Source organism: Curtobacterium sp. SL109 (assembly GCF_026672405.1).
Taxonomy (GTDB): domain Bacteria; phylum Actinomycetota; class Actinomycetes; order Actinomycetales; family Microbacteriaceae; genus Curtobacterium.
In genome coordinates, this window is the sequence record NZ_JAPPRB010000002.1 from 2,211,534 (window position 1) to 2,237,017 (window position 25,484).

At 72.1% G+C, this 25,484-nt stretch carries 29 protein-coding genes; 19 read left to right on the forward strand and 10 right to left on the reverse strand.

Going from position 1 to position 25,484, the window contains the following annotated elements:
* Window positions 1-249 precede the first annotated feature (249 nt).
* The 4 genes from OVA28_RS11970 to OVA28_RS11985 all read left to right on the forward strand — a co-directional run bounded on the left by OVA28_RS11970 (window position 250) and on the right by OVA28_RS11985 (window position 3,305).
* Window positions 250-1,311, forward strand: coding sequence for a formylglycine-generating enzyme family protein (locus OVA28_RS11970; RefSeq protein ID WP_442780783.1), 1,062 nt, complete (start codon window positions 250-252; stop codon window positions 1,309-1,311).
* On the forward strand, window positions 1,308-1,694 hold the full coding sequence (locus OVA28_RS11975; protein WP_268097106.1) for a YidH family protein: 387 nt from the start codon (window positions 1,308-1,310) through the stop codon (window positions 1,692-1,694). Before OVA28_RS11970 ends, OVA28_RS11975 begins: the two co-directional genes overlap by 4 nt.
* Window positions 1,691-2,065 (forward strand): DUF202 domain-containing protein, encoded by a 375-nt coding sequence (locus OVA28_RS11980; protein WP_268097107.1) that lies wholly within the window; start codon window positions 1,691-1,693, stop codon window positions 2,063-2,065. Before OVA28_RS11975 ends, OVA28_RS11980 begins: the two co-directional genes overlap by 4 nt.
* A gap of 988 nt (window positions 2,066-3,053) precedes the next feature.
* The gene (locus OVA28_RS11985) at window positions 3,054-3,305 is read left to right on the forward strand and encodes a hypothetical protein (protein ID WP_268097108.1); all 252 of its coding nucleotides are present in this window, start codon (window positions 3,054-3,056) and stop codon (window positions 3,303-3,305) included.
* A gap of 81 nt (window positions 3,306-3,386) precedes the next feature.
* On the opposite strand, the gene OVA28_RS11990 is transcribed toward OVA28_RS11985, so the two are convergent.
* Together OVA28_RS11990 and OVA28_RS11995 are read right to left on the reverse strand one after the other, a co-directional pair.
* Entirely contained in the window at window positions 3,387-3,758 is a 372-nt protein-coding gene (locus tag OVA28_RS11990; RefSeq protein WP_268097109.1) for a VOC family protein, read from the reverse strand.
* Window positions 3,759-3,853: 95 nt separating this feature from the next.
* Entirely contained in the window at window positions 3,854-4,549 is a 696-nt protein-coding gene (locus OVA28_RS11995; protein WP_268097110.1) for a helix-turn-helix transcriptional regulator, read from the reverse strand.
* 135 nt (window positions 4,550-4,684) lie between these two features.
* On the opposite strand from OVA28_RS11995, the gene OVA28_RS12000 reads away from it, so the two are divergent.
* On the forward strand, window positions 4,685-5,674 hold the full coding sequence (locus tag OVA28_RS12000) for a carboxypeptidase-like regulatory domain-containing protein (RefSeq protein WP_268097111.1): 990 nt from the start codon (window positions 4,685-4,687) through the stop codon (window positions 5,672-5,674).
* 114 nt (window positions 5,675-5,788) lie between these two features.
* Here the strand turns inward: OVA28_RS12000 and OVA28_RS12005 are convergent, their stop codons facing one another.
* Window positions 5,789-5,965 carry a hypothetical protein gene (locus OVA28_RS12005; protein WP_268097112.1) on the reverse strand — a complete coding sequence of 59 codons (177 nt, stop codon included), beginning with the start codon at window positions 5,963-5,965 and terminating at the stop codon, window positions 5,789-5,791.
* A gap of 79 nt (window positions 5,966-6,044) precedes the next feature.
* Window positions 6,045-6,926 (reverse strand): SDR family oxidoreductase, encoded by an 882-nt coding sequence (locus tag OVA28_RS12010; protein WP_268097113.1) that lies wholly within the window; start codon window positions 6,924-6,926, stop codon window positions 6,045-6,047.
* A gap of 113 nt (window positions 6,927-7,039) precedes the next feature.
* Here OVA28_RS12010 and OVA28_RS12015 point away from each other — a divergent pair, with 113 nt between their 5' ends.
* Window positions 7,040-7,621, forward strand: a complete 582-nt coding sequence (locus OVA28_RS12015; RefSeq protein ID WP_268097114.1) for a TetR/AcrR family transcriptional regulator — start codon at window positions 7,040-7,042, stop codon at window positions 7,619-7,621.
* 167 nt (window positions 7,622-7,788) lie between these two features.
* Window positions 7,789-8,862, forward strand: coding sequence for a VOC family protein (locus tag OVA28_RS12020; protein ID WP_268097115.1), 1,074 nt, complete (start codon window positions 7,789-7,791; stop codon window positions 8,860-8,862).
* Window positions 8,863-8,994: 132 nt separating this feature from the next.
* Here OVA28_RS12020 and OVA28_RS12025 read toward each other — a convergent pair whose 3' ends face one another.
* Window positions 8,995-9,561 carry a TetR/AcrR family transcriptional regulator gene (locus tag OVA28_RS12025; RefSeq protein WP_268097116.1) on the reverse strand — a complete coding sequence of 189 codons (567 nt, stop codon included), beginning with the start codon at window positions 9,559-9,561 and terminating at the stop codon, window positions 8,995-8,997.
* An 81-nt stretch (window positions 9,562-9,642) separates the two neighbouring features.
* Here OVA28_RS12025 and OVA28_RS12030 point away from each other — a divergent pair, with 81 nt between their 5' ends.
* Genes OVA28_RS12030 through OVA28_RS12045 form a run of 4 tightly spaced genes read left to right on the forward strand, consistent with a single transcriptional unit; the run spans window position 9,643 to window position 12,492 of the window.
* Window positions 9,643-10,902: an FAD-dependent monooxygenase gene (locus OVA28_RS12030; RefSeq protein ID WP_268097117.1), complete on the forward strand. Its 1,260-nt coding sequence runs from the start codon at window positions 9,643-9,645 to the stop codon at window positions 10,900-10,902.
* Window positions 10,903-10,957: 55 nt separating this feature from the next.
* On the forward strand, window positions 10,958-11,458 hold the full coding sequence (locus OVA28_RS12035) for a hypothetical protein (RefSeq protein WP_268097118.1): 501 nt from the start codon (window positions 10,958-10,960) through the stop codon (window positions 11,456-11,458).
* 22 nt (window positions 11,459-11,480) lie between these two features.
* Complete coding sequence (locus tag OVA28_RS12040; protein ID WP_268097119.1) at window positions 11,481-11,966, forward strand: hypothetical protein; 486 nt, start codon at window positions 11,481-11,483, stop codon at window positions 11,964-11,966.
* A gap of 19 nt (window positions 11,967-11,985) precedes the next feature.
* On the forward strand, window positions 11,986-12,492 hold the full coding sequence (locus OVA28_RS12045) for a hypothetical protein (RefSeq protein ID WP_268097120.1): 507 nt from the start codon (window positions 11,986-11,988) through the stop codon (window positions 12,490-12,492).
* A gap of 24 nt (window positions 12,493-12,516) precedes the next feature.
* Here the strand turns inward: OVA28_RS12045 and OVA28_RS12050 are convergent, their stop codons facing one another.
* The gene (locus OVA28_RS12050; protein WP_268097121.1) at window positions 12,517-13,083 is read right to left on the reverse strand and encodes a hypothetical protein; all 567 of its coding nucleotides are present in this window, start codon (window positions 13,081-13,083) and stop codon (window positions 12,517-12,519) included.
* A 63-nt stretch (window positions 13,084-13,146) separates the two neighbouring features.
* Entirely contained in the window at window positions 13,147-13,722 is a 576-nt protein-coding gene (locus tag OVA28_RS12055; protein WP_268097122.1) for a TetR/AcrR family transcriptional regulator, read from the reverse strand.
* Window positions 13,723-13,783: 61 nt separating this feature from the next.
* On the opposite strand from OVA28_RS12055, the gene OVA28_RS12060 reads away from it, so the two are divergent.
* The 5 genes from OVA28_RS12060 (at window position 13,784) to OVA28_RS12080 (ending at window position 16,942) form a co-directional block, all read left to right on the forward strand.
* Window positions 13,784-14,665, forward strand: coding sequence for an oxidoreductase (locus OVA28_RS12060; protein WP_268097123.1), 882 nt, complete (start codon window positions 13,784-13,786; stop codon window positions 14,663-14,665).
* Complete coding sequence (locus OVA28_RS12065; RefSeq protein ID WP_268097124.1) at window positions 14,665-14,886, forward strand: hypothetical protein; 222 nt, start codon at window positions 14,665-14,667, stop codon at window positions 14,884-14,886. The genes OVA28_RS12060 and OVA28_RS12065 overlap by 1 nt, the downstream gene beginning before the upstream one ends.
* Before the next feature lie 24 nt (window positions 14,887-14,910).
* Window positions 14,911-15,060, forward strand: a complete 150-nt coding sequence (locus tag OVA28_RS12070) for a hypothetical protein (protein WP_268097125.1) — start codon at window positions 14,911-14,913, stop codon at window positions 15,058-15,060.
* 86 nt (window positions 15,061-15,146) lie between these two features.
* Window positions 15,147-15,908, forward strand: a complete 762-nt coding sequence (locus tag OVA28_RS12075) for an SDR family NAD(P)-dependent oxidoreductase (protein WP_268097126.1) — start codon at window positions 15,147-15,149, stop codon at window positions 15,906-15,908.
* A 197-nt stretch (window positions 15,909-16,105) separates the two neighbouring features.
* Complete coding sequence (locus OVA28_RS12080; RefSeq protein WP_268097127.1) at window positions 16,106-16,942, forward strand: SDR family oxidoreductase; 837 nt, start codon at window positions 16,106-16,108, stop codon at window positions 16,940-16,942.
* Window positions 16,943-17,037: 95 nt separating this feature from the next.
* Here OVA28_RS12080 and OVA28_RS12085 read toward each other — a convergent pair whose 3' ends face one another.
* Complete coding sequence (locus OVA28_RS12085) at window positions 17,038-18,636, reverse strand: long-chain-fatty-acid--CoA ligase (RefSeq protein ID WP_268097128.1); 1,599 nt, start codon at window positions 18,634-18,636, stop codon at window positions 17,038-17,040.
* A 283-nt stretch (window positions 18,637-18,919) separates the two neighbouring features.
* Entirely contained in the window at window positions 18,920-22,378 is a 3,459-nt protein-coding gene (locus OVA28_RS12090; protein WP_268097129.1) for an SdrD B-like domain-containing protein, read from the reverse strand.
* A gap of 159 nt (window positions 22,379-22,537) precedes the next feature.
* On the opposite strand from OVA28_RS12090, the gene OVA28_RS12095 reads away from it, so the two are divergent.
* Window positions 22,538-23,398, forward strand: coding sequence for an NAD-dependent epimerase/dehydratase family protein (locus OVA28_RS12095; RefSeq protein ID WP_268097130.1), 861 nt, complete (start codon window positions 22,538-22,540; stop codon window positions 23,396-23,398).
* 37 nt (window positions 23,399-23,435) lie between these two features.
* Here OVA28_RS12095 and OVA28_RS12100 read toward each other — a convergent pair whose 3' ends face one another.
* Window positions 23,436-24,005: a TetR/AcrR family transcriptional regulator gene (locus tag OVA28_RS12100; RefSeq protein WP_268097131.1), complete on the reverse strand. Its 570-nt coding sequence runs from the start codon at window positions 24,003-24,005 to the stop codon at window positions 23,436-23,438.
* 23 nt (window positions 24,006-24,028) lie between these two features.
* Here OVA28_RS12100 and OVA28_RS12105 point away from each other — a divergent pair, with 23 nt between their 5' ends.
* Window positions 24,029-25,255 (forward strand): MFS transporter, encoded by a 1,227-nt coding sequence (locus tag OVA28_RS12105; protein WP_268097132.1) that lies wholly within the window; start codon window positions 24,029-24,031, stop codon window positions 25,253-25,255.
* A gap of 2 nt (window positions 25,256-25,257) precedes the next feature.
* Window positions 25,258-25,482, forward strand: coding sequence for a hypothetical protein (locus OVA28_RS12110; protein ID WP_139200669.1), 225 nt, complete (start codon window positions 25,258-25,260; stop codon window positions 25,480-25,482).
* Window positions 25,483-25,484 lie beyond the last annotated feature (2 nt).

Consider the following 25,484-nt stretch of genomic DNA (forward strand, 5'->3'; position numbering starts at 1 on the left):
TTGCCATGGAGCTCGCCGACGACGTTGACACCTCCGCGGACGAGCATCTCGCTTCACCCGCGAACTCATCCGCATTGTCTGTCACAGGACAAGCCGAGCATCGGAGGACGCCGATCGGACACTGCGTGACGCTGCGCACGAACCCGAACAGCTCCACAACGCGACACCTCGGATCGCTGCTTTCGACGGTGTCGCACCGAGCTGCGGGCCTGAGGACCAGTGAAGCAGGACAGGACGGAGAATGAGACCGTGACCGAGAACTCAACGGACCACGCACACGACTGCTGCGCACCTGCCGACCGTTCAGCATTGCTGACCAGTCTCCGGGTGCCGCTCGTCGCGGTCGACGCAGCTGGCGGAACGCCGGACAGCACAGACGGTCACACGGTCCGTCAGGCTTCCATACCTGCGCAGACGTTCCTGATGGGCGATGGGCACGGCGACGGGAAGTGGGGCGACGGTGAGACTCCAGTGCACCCAGTGGCGGTGACCGCGTTCGACATCGACACCACGAGCGTCACGAACGATGACTTTGCCCGCTTCATCGACGCAACCGGATACCGCACGGAGGCGGAGACGTTCGGCTACTCGGCCGTGTTCCACCTTGCGCTGGAGGCCGACGACGCGGACGTCCTCGGACAGCCGTCTCGGACGCCGTGGTGGTTCGGCGTCCGCGGTGCCGACTGGCGTCACCCGGGCGGTCCACGCTCCTCCATCGACGGCCTGAATGACCACCCGGTGGTGCATGTGTCATGGAACGACGCTCACGCGTACTGCGAGTGGGCAAGGCGAGCGCTGCCGACGGAAGCGCAGTGGGAGGCGGCGTCGCGTGGCGGTCTCGGCCAGGCCCGGTACCCGTGGGGCGACGACCTCGGCGCCGCTGACGGAGACGGGCGGTACTGGCGGGTGAACATCTTCCAGGGCACCTTCCCGACCTCGAACACGCTGGACGATGGGTTCCTGACGACGGCACCAGTGCGGACGTACGAGCCGAACGGGTACGGGCTGTGGCAGACCGTCGGAAACGTGTGGGAATGGTGTTCCGACGTGTTCGATGTCGGCACCTATGTCCGCGACGATGCGTCCGGAACGGTGTCCGACCCTGCCGGACCAAGTGCCGGCAGCCCAGATGCGCCGCGGGTGATGCGCGGCGGGTCGTACCTGTGCCATGACTCGTACTGCAACCGCTACCGAAACGCGGCACGCTCGCAGAACACGCCGGACTCGTCCATGGGCAACGCCGGGTTCCGCACCGTTTCTCGCCCATCAGGGACCGCCACCGGCCCAGTCCGGACAGGAGCCGGGGCATGAGCGCGGAAACCCGAGACCGCCCGGCGGACAGACGGTTCCCACGGAAGGTGTACAGGGATGGTACCGAGCCGGACGCTCGGTTCAGTCTCGCGAACGAGCGCACGTTCCTGGCGTGGATCCGAACGGCTCTCGCCTTGCTCGCCGGCGGCGTCGCATTGGAGGCACTGGGTCTCGGCATCCACCCGGGGTTTCGGCTCGCAGCATCCTTGGTGCTGATCATCGCCGGGATCGCCACACCCCTGCAAGCCTGGCTCGGGTGGGTACGGTCCGAGCTGTCGCTACGACGAGGCACGCCGCTGCCGTCCGCGGCTCTGGCGCTGCCGATCGGGATCGCCGTCATCGCGGTCGGGGTGCTCGTGTTCCTCGGCGTCCTGTACCGATGACCGAACACAGCCCAGCGCCAGACCAGGGCAACCGACTGTTCGATCCCGGATTGCAACCCGAGCGGACCGCCCTCGCTTGGCGGCGGACTGGGCTTGCGCTCAAGGCCGCAGCCCTCGTCGCGATGCGCATCATGCCTGAGGCGCTCGGCGCGTGGGCTGTCCTACCGGCCGGTCTCGGCCTCACCGCCTCAGTGTGGGTCCTCATCTCGACGCACAGACGACATGTCAAGGCACACCGCACTCTCGTAGGCTCCAACACCGAAAGCGTCCCGCTCCCCGCCGGCGCCTTGCCGTTCACCATCGCCATGCTCGTCGTCGCAGGCGGAGTGGCAGCAGGAGCCACCGTCCTGGCAACGACGCACGTCCGGTAGCCGATCCTCTGTCGAGACACCGCCGTCCATCAGACGCGCCAAGGCTCTGTAGAGCCAACGAATCGGCTCTGGAACGTACTTGCCACGTCTTCCACTGATCATTCGTCGGGTCGCCCCACGGCCACGTGCGCAGGAGGCCTGCTCACCGGGCACAGCCACTCGCTCTCGGGCTGGTGGTGAGCCTGGTTGACTCGCCCCATGCCGGAGGCTCGGACGGTGGCATCGACTCCGCTCCGTCTCGATGTGCGTGGTTCCGGTGCGTCAAGGTCGCCGCGCGCCGTCACCGTCGCGCTGTCCGCGACCGCGCAGCACCCATCCGCGGAGCAGCGGGAGGCCCACCGCCGCCGCCAGACCGACTGCGTACACGATGACGGTGGAACGGCTGTCGTGGTTGTCCTCGTAGTTCGACCACCGCATCCCCAACAGGACCTGAACCAAGGGGCCCAGCGCTGCGATGACGCAGCCCGGGAGCACTGTCAGGAGCCACGTTCGGCGCCACGACAGTCCCGACCCGGGCCGGATCATGACCGCGCCAGCCGTCGCGGCTGTCGCGACCCCGCCCCAGAACCACGACGCCCCGGACATCCGCCAACCGTCGTGTGTCCACCATGCTTCGACCAAGGCGGTCGTGCGTTCCCAGGATTCGGTCCGCACGTACCTCCCCGCGAGTACCGGGAGCGGCCACCCGACGATCGCGAGGACACCAGTGACCGATGCCACCAGACCGAGCAGCCATCGCACCAACCGGCGATGGTCGACCGGCTCGACGTCGAACGACTCGATGCTCACCGTCGGAAAGGCCGGGACGTCACGATGCTCACGGTCGGAGCGTATCGGTGACTCCGGAGCCGATGCTCAACCTCGTGAACGCCGCACGATGACCTGTACGACGCACGTGATCCCGGCGATGAGCGCGACGACCAGCACCGACGACAGCGATGACGTGTCGATGGACAGAGTCGTCCCACCTCCATGTAGCCTCGCGCACATGACCGACATGGGCCGGCGCAGCCTCCTCGAACGGCTCGTCGGGAGGCCCCTCCCGTGGGTCGCCTGGGCGTACGCAGGCCTGGCCGTCGTCTGGGTCGTCCTCGCCGTCGTCGAACCGTCCGGGCTCCACACGTTCATGGCGATCGTGTGGCCGATCCTCGCCGCGATCCAGATCAGCTCCGCCTGGTACGTCCGACGGCAGGACCGGAACCGCGCTGGTGGTGCAGACACCGGTCACGGAGCCAGTTGAGTTCGCGATCGGTGCGGGCAGCGCACACGACGAGCAGAGGACGCCCGTCCGGTTGTCGGTCCCGTACCGGCCCCATGCCGATCAGCGCGCGGGCCTGCTGAACAGGTTGACGACGTTGCCGTCCGGGTCCCTGACGAGCGCGGAGCGGTTGCCCCACGGCATCGTGGTCGGCGCGAGGACGACGTCGCCGGGATCGAGCCGGAGCCTGGCGAACTCGCCGTCGACGTCGGGGACCTCGAACTCGACGACGACCGAGCGGTTCGTCCCGGGGACGACCGCCCCGCCGAGCATCGCGACCGTGGCGGTGCTGGCGATGGCGAAGACCCCGCCTGGTCCGCTGAACTGCGCGAAGACCGGCGCCGGGCGCTCGGCCTGCTGGCCCGTGACCCGCTCGTAGAAGGCGACGAGGCCGTCGAGGTCATCGGTGACGATGCGGATGGATGCGAACGACATGGGGTTCCTCCGGTGTTCGGTGACGTGGGGACACCACCCTCGCCGGTCGTCGCGACACCGTGCCGTCGGTGTTTCCCGGATCCGACGGCGTCAGGTCAGTCGTCGCCGAGTGACCGCAACCGCCCGTACTGGATCGCGAGGTCCTCGGACCGGACGGTTCGTCGGGCCGGCCGTTCGTCGGTGACCTCGATCGAGCGCATCCGGTCCGCGCGGAACGCACGGACACCATCGCGCAGTCGACACCAGGCGACGAGGTACCACTGCCCCTCCTTGCTGATCGATCCCAGCGGTTCGACGTCTCGGACGGACTCCGCGCCCGTGCCGTCCAGGTAGCGGAGTCGCACGACTCGGTCCGCTCCGAGGGCCTCGGCGAACGCTGCCGGCAGCACCGGCTCGTCCTCGGACTCGAGGAAGTGGACGCGGGAGGCGAGCGCACTGGCCCGTCCGGCGTCCGCGTCCGGCATCACCGCGAGCACCTTCCTGCCAGCGGTGTGGGCTGCGTGCCGGAAGGGACTGTGCCGGAGCGTGCCGAGACCGATCAGCACCGCGAGGGCCTCGTCTGGCGTGAAGCCCGGCGGGCCGAGCGTCGCAGCCGCGTCGATGACGTACCCGCCGGTCCGGCCCGGTTCCGCCCAGATCGGCAGGCCCGCCTGCTGCAGGGCAGCGAGGTCCCGCTCGATGGTGCGCACCGACACCTCGAACCGTTCGGCGAGACGTCGAGCGCTCCGCGGACGGGGCGCCGCCGCTCGCAGTTCCTCGACGAGGCCGTAGAGACGATCGGTCCGGTTCACCCAGCAATCATCCGTCAGCCCGCACCCGCTGGCGTCCGTTGACCGATCGCTGACCGGGCTCCGTCCCGATGCCGCCGTCAGCCCGCCGGACGCGTACAGTCCCACGCAACGGATGACCGGCGGGCGGGGGATGCGATGCGACTGATCATGGGGACGTCACTGGTGGTGGCGCTGGCAGCAGCAGCGCTGGTCGGCCCGGCACTACCAGCGGCCGCGGCCGGGACGGGGACGATCGCCGTGCAGCTCGCGGCGCCGGACGGTACCCCCATCCGGCTGGCGGACGTCGAACTCGCGGCGATCGGGATCGATGTCGTCGTCGGGAAGGCCACCACGGACGCCGACGGCACGGCGACGTTCACCGGCATCCCTGCCCCGGACACCGTCACGGTGACGACACGGCAGCTCCCGCCGCACGGCGCGGAGACGTACGCCCCCGGACTCCGCCCGGACATCGCGGTCCGCGGTGGTTCGACGGTCGCGGTCACCGTGCCCCTCGTGCTGGGTGCGACCGTGCAGGGCGGGGTGGTCGGACCCACGGGACCTGCTGTGGGGCGCCTGATGTACGCGTGGAACGAGGACACCTCGCAGGTATTCCGGACGACCTCGGACAGCGCCGGCCAGTACCAGTTCGTCGGGTTGAGCACCGGTCAGTACCGCATCGAGGCCTACGCCAGCGGCACGGTGCCGCCTGCCGTGTGGAAGACGCGGGTGTACCAGCAGCGTGGGACGCTCCCGGCGTCGCAGGTGACGTTGTCGCGGCACTACGCGCACAGTGACTACGACCTGACCGTCTACGCGGCCACCGCGTCCCGCACGCGGTCAGCGGAGCTCAGCGGCGCGAACGTCGTAGTGACGAACGTGACGACCGGGGCCTCGTTCTCGACCCGCTTCTCGACGCTGCTCGACAGCGAGCAGACGGCGCAGTTCCAGATCCCCTCCGGGCAGTACGTGGCCGAGCTCCGGACGACGGCGACGACCACGACGCCCGCGCGTGTGCTGTGGCTCGGGCGTCCCGGCGGTGTGTACCGGTACGTGGGCGACCGGGCGCAGGCCGTGCCGGTCAAGGTCGTGGTGGGCGGGTTGAACTACTGGGGTGGGGCGCTGCCCGACCCAGCGTCGCGCTGAGCGCTGGGTCACCGCGCACGGCACGGACGGGAGGCTCGGTGCCAGCTGGCACCGAGCCTCCCGTCCGTCGTGGGCGAGCGTGGGCAATGACGCCCCCGAGACCGAGCTGCGTCGTCAGTGTCGGATCGACGGCCACGCGAAGTCGGCCGGGACGCTGTCCGGGTCGAGCCGGTCAGCCGGCACGCCCGCCGCGAAGGTGACGATGCCGTTGCCCATCGACCAGTCGGCGGGCTGCGCCCTTCTGCTCCGGCACTGCTCGGGCGACCCGCCCTCGAGGAGATCGATGCGCACACGAGGCATTTCGGTACGTTCCAACGACCACTGGTGCAGGGATGGTTCTCGTGCCGGCCGACCGGACGCGGTCTCGGGGTCAGTCGGTGTAGTACCCGGCTTCGAGGTCCTCGATCAGCGTCGGGCCCGACGGCTCCCACGACAGGAGCTGCCGGGTGGTGACGGCAGATGCCGGCTGGTCCCCACCGAGGAGGGCTCCGAAGACACCGAGCTGTTCGGGGTCCACCGCAGCTGCAGGAAGGCCGGTCCTGGCCGCGATGACGTCGGCGACCTGGCGCATGGGGACGCCTTCCTCGCCGACGGCGTGCAGGACCGACCCGGCGGGAGCGCTCTCGAGTGCGAGGAAGACGAGCCGAGCGGCATCGGAGATGTGCACGGCCGGCCAACGGTTCTGCCCGTCTCCGACGTACGCCGCGGTGCCGAGCTGTCGGTCCAGGCCGACGAGGGCGGCGATGAGCCCGTTCCGGTCGCCCCTGCCGTGCACCGATCGCGGCATGCGGACGAGTGCGGAACGGATGCCCTTCGCCGACAGCGCCAAGACTGCCGAGGCGGTGCGAGCACGCGGCCCGGCGGGACCGGCCGGGTCGAGCACGTCCTCCTCGGTCGCGACCTGGCCGAACAGGATCGGGGTGCCGGAGGCGGCGATCACGGCCTTGCCGGTCCCTTCCAGCGCGGTGCCGATCTTGCCGATGAGCTCGACCTCGTTGTCCACGGTCGCGTCGAACTCCGCGAAGTCGAGCGTGAACGCGAGGTGCGCGACGGCATCCGCCTCCATGGCCTCGGCGACGATGAGGTCGTGGTCCTGCATGTCGCCGCGGACCGCGGTCCCGCCCGCGGAGGTGATCTTCTCGGCGGACGCTTCGGACCGAGCCAGGCCCGTGACCTCGTGTCCCGCTGCGATGAGTTCGGCGGTCAGGGCTGACCCGATCCACCCGGATGCTCCGGTGATGAAGACGCGCATGGTGGTGCTCCGTTCTCGAGGCGGGCGACGGATCCGCCGCGACACCGCTGATGTGACTTGGTGCCATCAACGTACACGTGATGTGACTCAGTCGCATCACTAGGATGGTCGTCATGGGTCGTTGGGAACCGGATGCGCGAGGCCGCCTGCTGCGGGCGGCGATCGAGTTGTTCACCGAGCACGGCTACGACGCGACGACGGCTGCTCGCATCGCGGCGCACGCCGGGTTGACGAAGACGACGCTGTTCCGACACTTCGCGGACAAGCGCGAGATCCTGTTCCAGGGCCAGGACGCGCTCGTCGCAGCGGTCGTCGCCGGGGTGGTCGCGGCACCCGCTGATGCTGCCCCGAGGGAGCTCGTGCGCGCCGGGGTCGCCTCGCTGTGCGCCGCGCACGCCGACGACCTCCACGACGTGGGTCGGTTGCTCGACCCGCTCCTGGCCGCGACCCCCGAGCTCCGCGAGCGCGCCACCTTCAAGCGGTCCGCCATCACCGAGGCGCTCGAAGGTGCTCTCGCCGACCGGCTGGGGGACCCGCGCCAGGCCGGGCTGCTCGCCGACGTGGGCGTGCGGGCGTACTACGAGGGCTACGCCGCCTGGATGCTCGGCGACGGCTCGAACGCGTTGCTGGACAGCGTCGACGACGAGCTCGCGGCCTACGAGTCGGCGTCCCGTCGACTGCACGACGACGACTGACATCGGCCTCGACGTTGACGGGGGCGATGCGGCGTCGTGGATGACCGTCGCAGGGTCTCGCCCGCCGCTCGGCTGCGCATGTACGGTCGTGGCACGCTGAGCGCACGCCCGTCGAACGAAGGGGACCACATGCCGGTCGAACCGTCCACCCAGTCGGACGTGGCGTCGTGACCGCGGCGGACCTCCACGGCGTCGGGAACGTGTTCTACTTCGTCGACGACCTCGACGCCGCCGTCGCGTGGTACTCCGCCCGGCTCGGGGCCGAACCCACGATCCGGGGCGGTGCCCTCGTCGCGTTCGACGTCGACGGGACGAGGCTGACACTGCACCGGCGAGACGAGCTGAACTCGCCCGGGCCCGCGGGGACGAGTCCCTACTGGACCGTCGCGGACGTGGACGCGTTCGTCGACGACTGGACGAGGAACGGGGCGACCGCGCACCGGGGGCCGAAGACGGTGTTCACGGGTGAACGGCTCTGCCAGCTCCTCGACCCGTTCGGCAACCTCTTCTCGGTGCGGCAACCCGCGGCGAGCGACTCGGAGCCGTCCACCCAGCACACGCCGGAGAGCAAGGACATCGCCCCCGTGGTGCTCACGGCGGACCAAGCGGTGCAGGCGCTCCCGGACCGCGCCGCAGCGTTCTACAGCACCCTGCAGAACGAGCACTTCGTCCTGGAGTCGGCGCGCAGCATCACCGTGAGCGAGTCGAGCAGCCGGGCGTCGCTGTACCTGACGACGCTGTCCAGCTCCCTGGTCGCCTTCGGCTTCCTCGCCCGGACCGAGTACGCCGTCCAGTTCCTGTCGGTCGTCATCCCGGTGGTCTTCCTGCTCGGGCTGTTCACGTACGAGCGCCTCGTCGAGACCTCCCTCGAGGACGTCGCCGCCCTCGAGTCCATCCAGCGGATCCGGGGTGTCTACGCCACGGTCCTGCCGGGTGCCGCGAAGTACTTCCCCCGGCCCGACGGACCGCACGGACCGAACGAGATGCTGCCGATCGGCCGCAGGGCATCGTGGATCGGCGTGTTCTTCACCACGGCGACCGCGATCTCCGTGGTCAACGCGATCGTCGGGGGCGCAGGTGTGGCCATCCTCACGGTGCAGCTGTCCGGGGAGCCGACGCCGTCGATCCTGGCCGGCGTGGCCACCGCCGTGCTGCTCGCCGTGCTCCTGGGGCTCTACCAGGAGCACCGGTACGGGGCGCTCCGACGATCGCTGCGCTCGACGCCTCCGACGGTCACCTGACCGTCGATCGGAGCGGCGGGACGCGACCAGGAGGCGGTCGGGAGGCTCGGGACCGGCCGGCACCGAGCCTCCCGTCCGGCAGGTGGTCGCCGCGCGCACCGCGCGGTGCGGTCCGTCAGGCGAGCGCCGTCGTCACCCGCGGGTGACGCGGAGCACGGTGTCCACCAACCGGCCCGTGTCCTTCGCCGGATCCAGGGGGGCGCCGAGCTGTGCCCAGAGGTACGCGGGTGCGATCACGAGCTCGATGCACCCCATGCCGTCGATCGCGGTGACGTCGGCGGCGTCGAGCATCGCCTGGAAGTCGTCGACCCGTGGCTGGATGAGCTCGGTGACCGCCTGGAGGTCCGGCGCCGTCCGGGACGCAGCGAGGAGTGCCCGGAGCAGGCCGAGCGCATGCGGGCCCCGCAGACTCGTGAGGAGCTGGTGGACGTACCGCGTGAGGTCGGCGTGGAGGTCACCGGTCGCCGGGATGGGGGAGGCCTGCCGGACGTCGCTGACCATCACGTCGAGCAGGAGTGACTCGATCGTCTGCCACCGCCGGTACACCGTGGTGGCGTGCACCCCGGCTCGGTGTGCGACGGCGGGCACGGTGAGTTCCGCCGCGGGGTCGGCGAGGGTCTCGCGGACGGCGGTGAGCACGGCGTCCCGCGTGCGGGCAGTCCGCCCACCTGGGCGGAGGGAACCGGCGACTTCTGGCATGCGGGCAGCCTATTGCACATCGCGCTGCGTTAGGTATGCTCCGAGCTACTAATGCAACGACAGTTGCAAGAACGGAGTTCCATGACGCACGCGCTCATCGTCGGAGCCGGCATCGCCGGCGACACCCTCGCGCTCTGTCTCGCCCGGGACGGGTGGCAGGTCACCGTGGTCGAGATCGCACCCGCGCTCCGGACCGGCGGACAGACCGTCGACCTGCGGGGTGACTCCCGCCAGGTCCTCGTCGACCTCGGGGTCATCGACGCGGCACTCGAGCGCCTGATCCCGCAACGCGGCATCGCCTGGATCCGCGCCGACGGCAGCCGGATGGCGGCGATGCCGGTCGAGGCGTTCGGGGGACAGGGGTTCATCTCCCACGAGGAACTCCTGCGGGCCGACCTGGCTGCGCTCCTGCACGACGAAGCGCGGGCCGCCGGGGTCGTGCACCGATTCGCGGACACGGTCGACGCGCTGACGGACACGGCCGACGGGGTCGACGTGCGATTCCGGTCCGGGCACTACGCCGTGTTCGACCTCGTCGTCGGGGCCGACGGCACGCACTCCCGGACGCGAGCACTCCGGTTCGGGCCGGAGTCCCGCTACCGGAAGCCACTCGGGCTCGCCCACGCGTGGTTCACGCTCCAGGAGCAGCCCGGGACGGCCGGGCTCGACGGGTGGGCACTGTCGTACAACGAGCCGGGGCGCCGCGGTGTGACTGCCCGCCCCGGGCACGACGGCCAGCAGCAGGTGGGATTGACGTTCGCGGCGTCCACCGTTCCCCGCGACCGCGACGAGCAGCTCACGCTCCTCGACACCGTGTTCGCCGGCACCGGCTGGCGCACGGCCGAGTTCCTCGACGCAGCACGCACCGCCCCGGACTTCGCGCTCGACACGTACGACCAGGTCCACGTGCCCGACAGCTGGTCCGACGGCCGCGTCGTGCTCATCGGCGACGCCGCGTGGTGTGCCAGCCCCCTCAGCGGCCTCGGGACGGCGCTCGGGCTCCGCGGAGCCGCGGAACTCGCACATGCCCTCCGACAGCACGACGTGCAGGACGGGGCGTCGAGCGCGCGGGTCGCCGCGGCGATCGAGACGTTCGAAGCGGCCATGCGACCCCGGGCCACTGCAGCGCAGAAGCTCCTGCCGGGGCGGGTGGCCATGGTCGCACCCAAGCACCAGTGGGGCGTCCGGGTGAACGCCCTGGCGATGCGGATGCTCCAGGCACGGGCGCTCCTGCCCCTCGTCGAGGAGCTCGCCGGCAGCCGCGGCCACGAGCCCGCGCTCCCCGTGCACGTCCCCGTGCCCGCGGACGTCGCACGGCAGCCCGCGCCGGACGGGCGGTGACGGGTCGGCCACCGGCGCCGTCGACGCGGCGAGCGCCACGTGGCACGATCGCCCCGTGGCCACACTCGTCAGCGGGAACCCCGGTTCGGGGAAGTCGACCATGACCGCGCTCCTGCGGAGCCGCGGCATCCGCGCGCTCGACGCCGACGAGGTGCCCGGCCTGGCCGCGTGGATGAACGCGTCGGGAGACGTGATCGGGGACGGTTCCCTCGAGCCCTCACCCGAGCTCCTGGCGACGTGCTTCTGGGGCTGGAGCGGCCCGCGGGTCGAGCAGGTCGTGGGGGAACTCGGTGCGGACGGGGTGCTGCTCGGGATCGCGGTCAACCAGTGGGACTTCGTCGACCGGTTCGACCGCCTGGTGCTGCTCGAACTCGACCCTGCGACGCAGTGGGACCGCGTCGCGTCCCGGGACCCGCTCTTCCGGGAGCAGATCGCCGCCGGTCTCCCGGTGATGCAGGCGCAGATGCGCACGCACGGCGCACACGTGGTCGACGCGACACAGGACCCGGAACACGTCGCACGAGAGCTCGCCGCGTTGCTCCACCGCTCCCGATGACCCGGTGTGCCAGGATCAGCACATGGGGGCACACATCAGTCACGTCATCAGCGCAGTCGTCATCGGAGCCGCGACCGTCGTCGCACTCGCGGGCTGTTCCGCCGGGGAGCCCGAGCCGACCAAGACGGTCACCGTGACCGCGACGCCTCGCGCGCTGCAGCCCGGTGACACGGACACGAGCGTGCCGGCCGTCTGCGGCCAGGTCAGCGCCGTCGAGACCATCACCGTCAACGCGGGAGCGGCGCACGAGCGCGGCGAGCTCAGCGACGAGGCCTACCGGTCGCGCCTCGAAGCAGCCCGGTACGTCTACGCGCACCTGCCCACGACCGACGCCGTCGCGTCCTCGGTCGGCGCGCTGCAGTCCTGGTTGACGCAGCACCCGGCGCCCGCGTCGTCGCTGCCCCTCGACCCCAACGACGCCGGCCTGCAGGACGCGATCAACGGCGTCGGTACGGCATGCCGCGACGCGGGGGCACCCATCGGGGTCTCCGCCGCGTACGGCGGCTGAGCGTCACCGGGGGGTGCTGATGGACGAGGTCTCGCAGCGCGACACGGCAGCGCCGCCCAGCAGCACGGGCCGCGCCGTGCTCCACACGCTGATGGCACTGGTCATCGGTCTCGGAGCCGCGCACTTCACGCACGCCGCGACCGTCATGGCACTCCTGACCGGCGTCCCCGGGCTGGTGGCGGTCCTGGTCGTCGGAGTCGTCACCGGGGTGGCGCTCGCCGCAGCCGCCGTCGTCGGCACCGGGAAGCGTGGAGCCGCGTGGCTGGGGCTGACTGTGCTGGTCGTGGTCCCCGCGGTGCTCGTCGCGGAGGTGGTGCTGGGGATGGTCAGCGCGCTCCGGGGCGGATCCGGCACGGTCGACCTGTCGCCGACGCCGCTGCCCTACGTCGCCGGCGCGGTCCTGGCGGCGGTCCCCGCGCTGCTGGTCCACCCCGGCCGCCCCAGGGCACTCGGCCTCGTGGCCGTCGGCGCCGGAGTGGTCGCGCTCATCGTGGTCGCCGTCGTCCTCGGACCGCACTCCCGGTAGTGCTGACGCGCGTCCGGCCCGGTCTCAGGCGCCGGTGCAGCCGATGTCGGACTCGTCGTGCCCGACCCCGATGCCCACGCCGAACGACGTCGGGTCGGTGACGGAGCGGGTCGTGCCGAGCGGCCCGCCGGTGGTGACGACCAGGCCGTGGAGCCGCCCGGCGTCCGCTCCGTCGTCGAGCACGACACGGCCGACGACGTCGAGCTCGCCGTGTGCCGGCACCACGACGCCGCTGTCGATCGGCACCGTGCGGCCGTAGCTGCCGGGCATGGCCGGGTCGGTCGTGATGGTGAGTCCGGCGCTGTCCGTGCTCGGGGCCGTCGCGATGGACAGGTGGGAGAGGGCCACGTTGTGGAGTTCCCCGGCGCGGACGTCGCGGACGCGGATGCCGTGCGCGGTGTCGTTCCGGAACGACGTCAGGAACCATGCTGCGGCCGAGGTTGCCTCCGCCGGGTAGGTACCGCAGACGCCACCATCACCTCGGGCGTCGGTCGAGAGCGTGCTGCCCGGTGCGACGACCACGCCGAAGCCCACCGCCAGCACGACGGCACCGAGTGCGCTGGCTCCGAGGAGTGCTCGTCCGATGTCCACGCTGCTCACCGTAGGGGATCGCTGCCCCTGCGGGCCAGGAGGCTCGTCCCGGCAGGTCGGCGCTCAGCGCTGGTCGAGCTGTCCGGCGACGGCGGGGAGCAGCAGGGCCACCGCGGCATCCGTGACCTCGTCCACCTGGTCCGGCGCCAGGCGACCGGTGCTGGCCAGGGAGCTGATGCCCTCCAACATGCCGGCCACCAGGAACGGCAGCGGACCCGGGCGACCCTGGCTGTGCTCGCCGAGCATCGCGGCGCCCTGGGCGAAGAACCGGGTCGCCGCCTGGGTCGCCGGCGAGTCGACCCCGCGCGGTGCGCCCGCGAACATCAGCTCCATGAGGCGCCCGTTCTCGAAGGCGAAGCGGACGTGGGCGTGCGCGTAGTCGCTGAGGCGGGTGTGCAGGTCCTCGTGGCGGTCCGCTGTGCCGAGGGCGGCCGTGAGCTCGTCGAAGCCCTCGGCGGCGATGGCGTCGAGGAGCGCCTCCCGGTCCGGGAAGTGGCGGAGCGGCGCGCTGTGGCTGACCCCGGCCCGTTTGGCGAGCCCGCGGATCGTGACGGCCTGGGCCCCTTCCTCCATGAGCAGCTGGCGGCCCTCGGCGATGAGGACCTCCCGCAGCGAGCCGTGGTGGTACGGAGTGGACATGGTCCGATCCTACCGCTGTGTGGACGTTGACAACAATGTGTGCGCCGTCTACATTTGCGGCATGACGAACCCCGCTCCCACCGCCGACCTGGCCGGCCGCACCATCCTCATCACCGGCGCCACCAGCGGCATCGGCCGGTCCACCGCGGCTGCCGTCGCCGCCAGGGGAGCCCGGGTGGTCCTCGCCGTCCGTGACACCGACAAGGGCCGACGCGTCGCGGCCGAGCTCCCCGGGGCGGCCGGGACCCACGTCGTCCGGGCGCTCGACCTGGCGGACCTCGCCTCCGTCCGTCGCTTCGCCGACGAGACGACCGAGCAGATCGACGTCCTGGTCAACAACGCGGGGGTGTCGGCATCGACGCTCGCTCGCACGCATGACGGTTTCGAGATGCAGTTCGGCACGAACCACCTCGGGCACTTCCTGCTGACGACGCTGCTCCTGTCGCGGATCACCTCGCGCGTGGTGACCGTGTCCTCCCAGGCGGAGCGGATGGGCCGGCTGGACCTGGACGACCTGGACTGGCGGACCCGCCCCTACAAGGGCGGTCGGGCGTACGCGGACTCGAAGCTGGCCAACCTCGCCTTCACCCTCGAGCTCGACCGCCGCCTCCGACAGGCCGGCTCGCCCGTGCGCGCCCTCGCCGCGCACCCCGGGATCGTCGTGACGCCGATCTACGACCGCCCCGCCGGCACCCGGCCCGGGCTGTGGGACGTCCTGCTGCCGGTCATCGGCCAGGGCCCGGACCAGGGAGCCCTGCCCGTGCTGCTCGCGATCACGGGGGACCTGCCGGGTGGCACGTTCACCGGGCCCGAGCACCTCTTCCACATGCGTGGCGGTGCCCAGGTGATCACGGCCTCCGCCCGGGCGAAGGACGCGACCCTCCAGGCTGACCTGTGGGCGGCGTCCGAGGCCATGACCGGCACCGCTCGCAGGGCGGACTGATGCCCGGCTCTCCGTGGACGAGCGTGCTCGAGCTCGACGCCGGACACGAGTACGTCGTGATGGCGACGCGCTTCACCGTCCAGTCGCGGCGACGGCTGCTCGGCATCATGGCGTCGACGCAGCAGCTCTGGCAGGCCCTCCCGACGACGACGGGGCTCGCCGGCCACCAGTTCGCGGTGTCGCCGGTGCGGGGAACGCTCTCCACCCTCACGGCCTGGTAGGACCGACCCGCGCTCGAGGCCTTCGTGCGCGGCCCGCTGCACACGGCGCTCGCCACGGACACCCGCCCGCTGATGCAGGCCAGCCGGTTCGTGGACTGGGCCGCCCTCGGACCCGACCTGCCCCCGTCGTGGCGGGGTGCGAACGAGCGGCTCGACGCCGCGCGAGCACGCTGAGCAGTGTTCCCACGCGGCGCTGCTGCGCTGCGGAACCGCCACGCAGCGGTGCAGACTGAGCGTCTCCGACCCCGAAGGACGCGCTCATGCAGACCCTGACCCTCGACGGCTCCGTCGCCCTCGTCACCGCCGCCTCCCGCGGGATCGGCCGCGCGATCGCGCTCGACCTCGCCGAGCACGGCGCCGACGTCGCCCTCGGCGTCCGGGACCCCGACGCCGCGACCGGACTCGCCGACACGATCCGCGCCATGGGCCGCCGGGTCGCCGTGGTCCCGATGGACGTCACGGACCTGGCCGCGTGCCGGTCGGCGATCGACAGCGTCGTCGCGGAGCTCGGCACGATCGACGTGCTCGTGAACAACGCGGGCGGCGGGATCGTGGAGGACGCCCTCGACGTCACCGAGGAGCACTTCGACACCGTCTGGGAGCTCACGACGAAGTCGACCTTCTTCGTCTCGCAGCACGTGGCGAAGCACATGAGATCGTCCGGGGGTGGCTCCATCGTGAACATCGCCTCCCAGGCCGGCCTGGTCGCGCTGCCGGGGGAGTCGTCCTACTGCCTGAGCAAGGCGGCCGTCATCCACATGACCAAGTGCCTCGCGGTGGAGTGGGGGCAGTACGGCATCCGGGTGAACGCCGTCGCACCGACGTTCGTCGAGACCGAGGGGACCGCGCCGGCGCTCGCCGACGAGGCGTTCCGTGCGGACACGGTGGAGCGCATCGCCGCGCTGCACCGGATCGGGCAGCCGGAGGAGGTCGCAGCGGCGGTCACCTTCCTGGCCGGTGAGGGTGCCTCCCTCATCACCGGGACGGCGCTCCCGATCGACGGCGGCTGGACGGCGCGCTGACCCGGGGGCCCGCCGGCTCAGGGGCCCAGCGGCCCAGCGGCCCAGCGGCCCAGTGGCCGAGCGGCGCAGGGGCCCAAGGACCCAGCCACCCAGCGGCCCAGCGGCCCTGCGCCATCCGGCCACCCCGGACACCCGCCCAGGGCACCGCGCCGACCATCGGGTCCACACGACGGACCCCGATCAGCGCAAGGAGTGCCATGTCCGACCAGCAGCAGCCGCCCCCGGGTCACGAGGACGCGATGACCCCGAAGGCCGACCACGGCGAGGAGTCCTACCGCGGTTCCGGCAAGTTGACCGGCAAGCGAGCCGTCATCACCGGCGGCGACAGCGGCATCGGCAAGGCGGTGGCCATCGCCTTCGCCCGCGAAGGCGCTGACGTCCTGATCAGCTACCTGCCCGAGGAGCAGGACGACGCCGAGGACACGAAGCACTGGGTCGAGGAGGCGGGTCGCAAGGCCGTCCTGTTCCCCGGCGACCTGACCGACCCGGCGTACTGCCGCGAGGTCATCGCGACCGCGGTCAGCGAACTCGGTGGCCTCGACGTCCTGGTCAACAACGCCGCCTACCAGATGGCCCACGAGACGTTCGAGGAGATCACCGACGAGGAGTGGGACCACACCCTCGCCACCAACCTCAGCGCCTACTTCCACCTCGTCAAGGCAGCGCTCCCGCACCTCGGCGCCGGCGCCTCGATCATCGGGTCGAGCTCCGTGAACTCGGACAACCCCCGGCCCGATCTGGCCCCGTACGACGTCACCAAGGCCGGCGTCGCCAACCTGTCGGCGGCACTCGCGCAGCTGCTCGGTCCGCGCGGCATCCGCGTCAACAGCGTCGCGCCCGGACCGATCTGGACGCCGCTCATCCCGTCGACGATGCCGCCGGAGCAGGTCGAGCAGTTCGGCACGCAGTCCCCGCTGGGCCGCGCCGGCCAGCCGGCCGAGCTCGCCCCGGTGTACGTCCTGCTCGCCAGCGACGACGGCAGCTACGTGTCGGGCGCGCGTGTCGCCGTCACCGGCGGGACGCCGATCCTCTGACCAGGACCGGACAGGAGGCCCGTGGCGGATCCCGCCACGGGCCTCCTGTCCGTCACGGCGTGCGCAGCGTCGACAGGTGACGGTCGCGCATCCGGTCAGGAGGCCGTGGCCGGCTCCGCCTGTCCGCTGAACCGCTCGACGAGGGTGCGCTTCAGGACCTTGCCGCTCGGCCCGAGCGGGAGGGCGTCGAGGACGTGCACGACGCGCGGGAACTTGTACGCCGCGATCTCCGCCGACACGAAGGCGACGAGGTCCTCGGGCGTGGCGGTGGCGTCGGGGCGCAGGACCACGGCCGCCTCGATCTCCTGCCCGTGCACCTCGTGCGGGACGCCGAACACCGCGGCCATGGTCACGTCGGGGTGCGTCGCGAGGACCTCTTCCACCTGCCGTGGGTACACGTTGTAGCCGTTCCGGATGATCATGTCCTTGGTCCGGTCGACGATCGTCAGGTAGCCGTCGTCGTCCTTCGTGCCGAGGTCGCCCGTGCGGAACCAGCCGTCGACGATCGCCGCTGCCGTGTCCTCGGGCCGGTCGAGGTAGCCGTTCATCAGGTTGTGGCCGCGGATGACGAGTTCGCCGACGGCACCTCGGGGCAGCAGCACGACGTGCTCGGCCGTCGCGGGGTCCGCGATCTCGACGTCGACGCCCCACACCGGCGTGCCGATGGTGCCGGGCCGTGGGGGCGTGCCGACGTGGTTGAACGTCGCGACCGGGGAGGTCTCGGTCAGCCCGTAGCCCTCGTGCACGGGGGCGTCGTAGACCTGCTGGAAGCGCTCGAGCACGGCGAGCGGCAGCGACGCCCCACCGGAGATGGCGTAGCGGAGCGACGGTCGGGCCTCGGTCCGGGTCGCGGCGTCGAGCAGTGCCATGTACATCGTCGGCACGCCCATGAAGATCCCGCACCGGTGCTCGACCATCGCGGCGAGGGCCGAGTCGCCGTCGAACTTCGGCAGCATCACGATCGTCGCGCCGGCACGGAAGCCGGTGTTCATCGTGCAGGTCTGCCCGAACGTGTGGAACAGCGGGAGTGCCCCCAGGAGGACGTCGCCGTGGTGCATGTCGAACGTGGTGAGCAGGTTCGTGTTCACCTGTTCGAGCAGTGCGAAGTGCGACCCCTCCGCGCCCTTCGGCTGACCGGTGGTGCCGCTCGTGTAGAGGATCGTCGCGGTGTCGAACGGGTCCCGGGGGACGTACGTGGTGAGGGGCTCGCTCGAGCCGGCCAGGGCCTCCAGGCGGTCCGGGGCGTCGTCGTCGTCCGCCGACGCGGCGGGGGCGAGCACGGTCAGGACGTCGACCCCGGCCAGTGCGGCACCGGCGGCACCCTCGCCGAGCAGGGGAGCGGCGCACACCAGGAGGGTCGCAGCGCTGTCGCGGAGCACGTACTCGATCTCGCGGCGCTTCAGGAGGGCGTGGACGGGGACGGCGACCGCCCCGAGCGCGAGGGTGGCGTAGTACACGCGGGGGAAGTCGGCCACGTTCGGCACGAGCATCGCGACACGGGCGCCTTCGGTGACGCCGCGGGCTCGGAGCGCTCCGGCGTAGGCCAGGGTCTCGGACCAGAGCTCGGCGTACGTGGTGCGCTCGTCGCCGACGACGACGGCGACGTCGTCCGGGTAGCGCGCGGCCGACTCGGCGAGGATCGCGGCGACCGACGCCGTGGCACGGGTCCTGGGGATGGTGGTGGTCTCGGGCATGCCGGGCTCCGTCTCCGTTGACGAGGGGTTCCTCAGGATCATACGGCGACGCCCCGACGGCCGGCCCGGCGGGGTCAGGTGCGGCGGGGTCGGATCGCGCGTGGCGAGGCGGATCGCGCGTGGCGAGGCGGATCGCGCGTGGGAGGTCGGTCGTCCCGACCCACCACGCGCGATCCGACCTGCCAGTGCGGGCGCTGCGGGAACGAACGCGCCCTGCGGGTACGAACCGCCACGGGCCCGGGCAGCGGCGCGCCGGCAGCGACGCGCTGTCAGCGGCGGACTGTCAGCGGCCCTGACGACGCCGCACGAGCACCAGGCCACCGCCGGCCAGGAGCAGCAGCACAGCGAGTCCACCGACCACGGTCAGGCCGGTCGCGCCGGTGAACGCGAGCTCGTGCCGTCCGCCGGCGGTCTCGTGCCGAGGGATCACGGCGCCGAGCGTGGACGAACCACCGTCCGGCCCTGCTCCGGAGCCTCCGGTGCCACCGGAGCCCCCGGTGCCACCACTGCTGCCGCTGCCACCTGGCGCACCGGACTCGCCGGACTCGCCGGGCTCATCCGGTCCCACGGGAGGCGGGACCGGCGTGGTCGGGTCCGCTCGCAGGCCGGCGTCCACGGTGTCGTCGTGGTCGACGCCCGTCAGCGCACCGGACTCGGTCTCCACGCGTCCGACGGTGACCACGGGGCTCCGTCCGTCGGCGTCCGCGTCGGAGTCCACGGCCCGGTCGTCGCCGCCGTGCTCGACGGTGAACGTCTGCCCGTCGGGCGAGGTCCAGCGCACCCGGTAGGTGCCGGGCCGCAGTCCGTCGAACATGTAGGTGCCGTCCGCGTCGGACGCCGTCGTGCGGGTGACCTGCTGCCCGCGGTCGTCCGTCCCGGTCAGCGCGACCGGCACGTCACCGACGCCCGGCTCGTCGTGGTCCTGCAGGCCGTCGCCGTCGGTGTCCTGCCAGACACGGTCGCCGATCGAGCCCGCGACCACCCGGACGGACGCCGGGTTCGACTGCACGGGGAGCGCGAGGTTCGAGGCGCGCAGCCCGAAGCGGTTCGTGTAGACGTCACCGTCCTGCTGGCCGTCCGTGGCGAGGGCCACCTGGTGGGTGACCGTCCCGCCCGACGCCACCGGAGCCCGCCGTTCGAGGCGGAACGCCGTCACGTGGCCGAGGTCGTCCGGGCAGCCGTCCGTCGCCAGTGTCAACGCCGTGCACCAGCGCGTGGACCCGCCCGGCTGGTTGGAGGCCTCCTGGGGATCGAGCGCGATGGTCTCGGGAGCGGCTTCCGTGTACAGGACCCGCTCGCCCGCAGCCGGGTCCACAGCCACCGGTTCCGCGAGCCCGACGGTGCCGTGGAAGCTCGAGTTGCCGGAGTCACCCGGGTGGGGGAGCACGTCGATCACGTCGAGTTCGTCGATCGGGCTCGCGTCGGTGTTCGTGTAGGACAGCGTCCACCGCGGGTGGTCGCCCGCCACGACGACCGGCTCGACCGCCGCCTTCTCGACCACGACGCCACCGCTGACGACGATCTGGAGGGCGCGTTCGGCCGCCCGGAACGCTTCCGGCGACGCATCCGTGGGTGATGCGACGACGACGGTGTTCGTGACCGAGCCTGCCGGTGCCGTCGGTGCGATCACTGCCGAGTAGCGGATCGGCTCGATCAGGGCGTTCGGCCGGGTGACGACGTCCCAGGTCAGACGCTGGACGTCCTTGCCGTCCCCGTCCACGGTCGTGTCGACCACCGGAGCCGGCGACGCCGAGCCGGGGACGTAGTGCATCGTCGAGGGGAGCACGTCCCGGACCGTCACCGTGGTCTCCCCGCCGGTGGTGTTGCCGTTGGTGAGGGTCGGGTAGAGCGCGAAGTCCACGGTGTTGCCGGCGACGGCGAAGCTCGTGTCGTCCGGGGTGTCGCCGGGGTCGTGCCCCGGGTCGACCACCTTCTTCTCCACGCGGACCCGGTTCTCGGTGATCAGCGCGCTGTCGGAGAGCGGTCCGGCGCCGAGTTCGGCATCGGACCAGGTGTCGTGCACCCATCGCGGGTCGCGGTCGCCCATCCAGGCGTGACCGAAGTCGTACGCGCGGGTGCCGTTCTCCGCCGACAGGAGCTCGAGGAACGTGAACATGACGGCGACGTCACCGCCGCGCACGTCGCCGAGGCTGCGGGTCGCACCGATCGCGTCGATCCCGCCCGGGACGTCGTCGGGGTCGTCGTACCACGGTCCGGCGTCGTCGCCGCAGTCCGCCTGTCGCTGGCCTTCCGCCGGGCTGCTCATCGTCAAGGCCGCGTACTGACGGACGACCCCGCCGGTCAGCTTCGACTCCCAGCCGTACCGGCCACCCACCTGGGTCAGACGCTGTGTCCGCCGGTCCCAGGTGTCGCAGATGATGACGTCGTCGTGGCTCGAGAGGCCGGGGTTCGCCAGGGCGACCTCGCTCCGGACTCGGTCACCCGCCGTGTACCAGGGGTCGCCGTCCTTGGCCGAGCCGGTGGAGACGGTCCCTCGGTCGTCCGTGACCCGGAAGAGCTGCTTCGACACGGTCCCGGCGGCGTACTCGGTGATGGTGCGTTCGGCGCGGTTGTCAGCGAGCGGCTCGGAGCTGCCCCGGTAGTTCTGCGCGCCGCTGACGGACGTGGTCCGGAGCGGGGTGAAGACGTTGACCGAGTTGACGGTCGTCCCGTCCGGCGGTGTCGGCAGCCAGACGCTGATGAAGCCGGACACCACGTAGGGCTTGACGCCGCCGGCGATCGGACCGTGCTGGATCGCCTTGGTCGGGAAGTGCTCCGGGTCGGTGACGGTCCCGGTGATCGTGACGTCGACGTCGGCTCCCGGACCGCTCTGCGTGCAGGCGATCGTGCCGGAGTCGACGACGCCCGTCGCGCCGCCGCCGGAACCACGCGGCAGGTTCGGCATCGTCCAGGCGTCGTCGCCGTTCGGGCCGCAGACCGCGTCGCCGCCGTTCCACAGGACCGCACCGGACGGCAGGTCACCGAGGATCCTCGACAGGTCGTCGGTGAAGGTCATCGGGCCGGCGCTCTTCTCGAACCCGAGCAGCCCCTGCCCGGGGACGAGGGGTTGCCAGTCCACGGCGATCGGGTAGGTCAGCTGGAGACCCGGCGAACCGTCGGGTCCGGGCGCGTCGGGCACCAGACGGCTCGCGTGCACGTCCTTGCTCAGGTTGTAGCGCGCGGCGGCCGAGACGGTGGTGCTCGCCGACGTCGCGGTCACCGGACCGTTCCCGGCGTCGTCCGCCGTCGCCGTGACCGGGACGGCGAACGTGTCGCCGTTCGCGAGGTCGCCGGAGACGTTGAGGACGACCGGCACGAAGAGCGCCTTGCCCTCGGCCACCGTGCCCGTGTTGCAGGTCAGGTCAGCGCCGACGATGCTGGAGCCCGCGTCGGTGCAGTCGCCGGGCAGGCCCGCCCAGCTGGTGCCGCTCGGTGCCGTCACGGTGAACCGCTCGTTGCTGCTGCTGCCGTCGTTCGAGCTCACGGTGACGCGGTACGTGACGGCGTCCATCGTCCGGACGATGCCGTTCGACGCTCCGGTGTCCCCGCCCGGCTCGTCGGTGGGGCTGAACGGGCCGTTGCCGTCGGCGCGGACCTCGATGGCCACGCCGATGGTGCTGTCGGTCGAGACCGCTGGCGGCCCGGCCGCCGGGGCTGCCGCCGCAGGGGGATTCGCGCCGACCGCGACGCCGAGGAGCACCAGAGCCGAGACGGTCGTGTGGATGGTCTTCCGATGCCGCATGTCGTTCTCCCACGTTCTCGGGGGTGTGGATCACCGGGTCTGATCCACATGCGCCGCCGTGGCGCCCGGCCAGCGTAGGGAAACTGGTATGTAACACGCAAGCAGACGGTATGCCACAGGTCAGGGCGCGATGTCAGACGGGCCCGTAGTGTCGTCCGGGTGAGTGTGATCATCGCCGGGTGCGGCGACCTCGGCATCGAGGCAGGACTCCGGTTCGCAGCGGCCGGCCACCGCGTCGTCGGACTCCGACGCCGCGCCGACCTGGTCCCCGAACCCGTCGAGGGGCGGTCAGTGGACCTGCGGCGGGACGTGCCGACGATCGACCAGGACGTCGAGGTCGTCGTCGTCGCGCTCGCCGCGGGCAGCCGGCAGGTCGAGGAGTACCGCGCGACCTACGTCGACGGCCTGCGGAACGTCCTGGACGGCATCGCCGCGGCCGGCGTCACGCCACGGGTCCTCGTGGTGTCGTCGACGGCCGTGTACGACGTCGAGGACGGCGCGACCGTGACCGAGGACACCCCGGCACGCGGTGGCACGCCCACGGCGGACGTGCTCCTCGAAGCCGAGGCGCTGCTCCGCGAGCGTGCACCCGAGGCCGTCCTCGTGCGGCTCTCCGGCATCTACGGCCCCGGTCGCGAGCGACTGGTCGACCAGGTCCGGAGCGGCGCTGCCCGCCTGGCGCCGACGCCCGACGGGTCGATGCTGACGAACCGCATCCACCGGGACGACGCCGCCGCGGCGCTCGTGCACCTCGCCGCGCTCGACACCGTGCCGCCCGTGGTGCTCGGCACCGACGACGAGCCCGTGCGCCTCGACACCGTGCTGCGGTTCCTCGCGACCGAGCTCGGGCTGCCGGAGCCCCCCGTGCGGACCGAGGGCGACGCGGACCGGCGTGCTGGCGGCGGCGAGAAGCGGCTGTCGAACGCGCTGCTCCGCTCGACGGGGTTCACGTTCGCGTACCCGACGTACCGCGAGGGGTACCGGGCGGTGCTCGCGGGCGAGGGCACGCGCCACCCCTGACCCCGGACGGCTGCACCGCCGTCACGGGGACGGCCGCTCAGCGCTCCGCTGCGTCCAGCACCGTGCCGGCCACCGCCCGCGCCACGGTCGTGTCGTACCCGGGGTCGCGCAGGCGCATCGCGAGCGAGCCGGACACGACGAGCGCGAGTTGTTCGCCGACCGTCGACGCGGCGGCAGCACCGACCACGTCCTCCGCCAGCGTCGTCAGCCGTGACCGCAGCACGTCCGACTCGACGTCGAGCACGGCACGGATCTCCGCGGGTGCATCTGCGTACTCCGACGCCGTCCCGAGGAACGCGCACCAGCGGGAGGCGTCCGACCGCGTCCGGAAGGCGTCCAGCGCGTCGAACACGGCGAGCACCCGGTCACGCGGCGTCGTCGAGGCCTCGACCGAGCGGGTCCAGGTGTCCTCCCAGTCCTGCTGCCGCCGGGTGAGGGTCGCGGCCACGAGGGCCTCCTTGCTCGGCCACCCGCGGTAGAGCGTCGCCGAGGACACCCCGGCGCGCTCGAGGACGGCGTCCACCGAGGTCGCCGCGATGCCGTGCGCGAAGAAGAGCTCCTCGGCGGCGTCGAGCAGCTTCCGTTCGGTTCCTGCACGCATCGCCATGCCAGCACCCTAGACTCCGAAAAGTGAAACGATCGTTTTCGAATGGGACGCACCCGACCGCGCTCGTCGTCGCCGGGACCGCGCTGATCGCCGTGACGTACGGCCTCGTCCGCCTGGCGTACGGCCTGGTGCTGCCCGACGTGCAGGCAGACCTCGGGCTGAGCGCCAGCGCCGCCGGCGGCATCGCGTCCGGGGCGTCGCTGCTGTACTGCGTCGGCGCGGTCGTCGGGTTCGTCCAGGCGGCACGGCGCCCGCGGGTGCTCGTCGTCGCCGCCGCGCTCACCGCGGCCGTCGGCTCCGTCGGGATGGCGCTCGCTCCGGGCGCCGCGGTGTTCGGCGCCGCCGCGGTGCTCGGCAGCGCCGGTGCGGGGCTCGCGTCGCCGGCGCTCGTCCAGGTGGTGACGCGGAACGTCCGGCCCGCGGGTGTCTCGCGCGCACAGACGATCGTGAACTCGGGCACCGGGCCCGGGCTGGTCGCCGCGGGGCTCGTCGCCCTCGTGGTGCTGCCGGACTGGCGCACGGCGTGGCTCGTGGCGGCGGGCAGCGCGGTCCTCGCCGGCGCCGCCGTCCTGCTGCTCGACTCCGACACCGACGACACCGACACCAACACCCACGATTCCGACACCGACAGTGCCGAAGCGCCCCACCGCCCCACCCGGTCGTGGTTCCGCCGCCACACCACGCCGCTCGTCGCCGCGGGACTGCTCGGGGCCGGCTCCGCCGCCGTCTGGAACGCCGGCCGCGCCGCCCTCGTCGCCGCGGGCGCCGACCGGACCACCTCGATCGTGGCGTGGATCGCGATCGGCGTCGGGGGAGCAGCCGTCGTGCTGACCGCCCGGCGGCTGGCCGACCTGGGCCTCCGGTGGACGTGGCTGGTCACGGTGACGGCGGTGGCCCTCGGCACGCTCGCCCTCGGCCTCGCTCCCGGACGCATCGGCGTCGTGCTCGTCGCCTGCGCGGTCTTCGGCTGGGGCTACACGGCCGCGACGGGTGCCCTGCTCACCTGGACGGCGTCGATCGACGCCGAGCGAGCCCCCGCGGGCGCCTCGATGCTCTTCGTCGTGCTCGTGCTGGGACAGGCCGTCGGCGGAGCAGTGGCCGGCGCGGCCGTCGACGGGGTCGGCTACGGCGCCGCCCTGGTCGGTGCCGCGGTGGTGACCGCGCTCGCCCTGGTCGCGGCCATCCGCCGGACGGGAGACCCGGTGCCGGCCCGCACCGGGCCTCCTGTCCGCCATGGGGCAGGATGGTGACCGTGAACCCTCAGGAGCAGCAGCCCCGGTGGCGGAAGACGTGGTCGATGGTCCAGGTCGGCGTGCTGTCGGCTGCCGTCGTCACGCTGATCGTGCTGCTGGTGACCGGCGACGGCACCCTGGACCGCGTCTACGCGGTCGCGCTCGTGTTCTTCGGGATCGCGCTGCTCGGGCACACGACGTTCCTCGTGTACACCGCGCGGCTCGAGCAGCGCGACCGCCGCTAGGG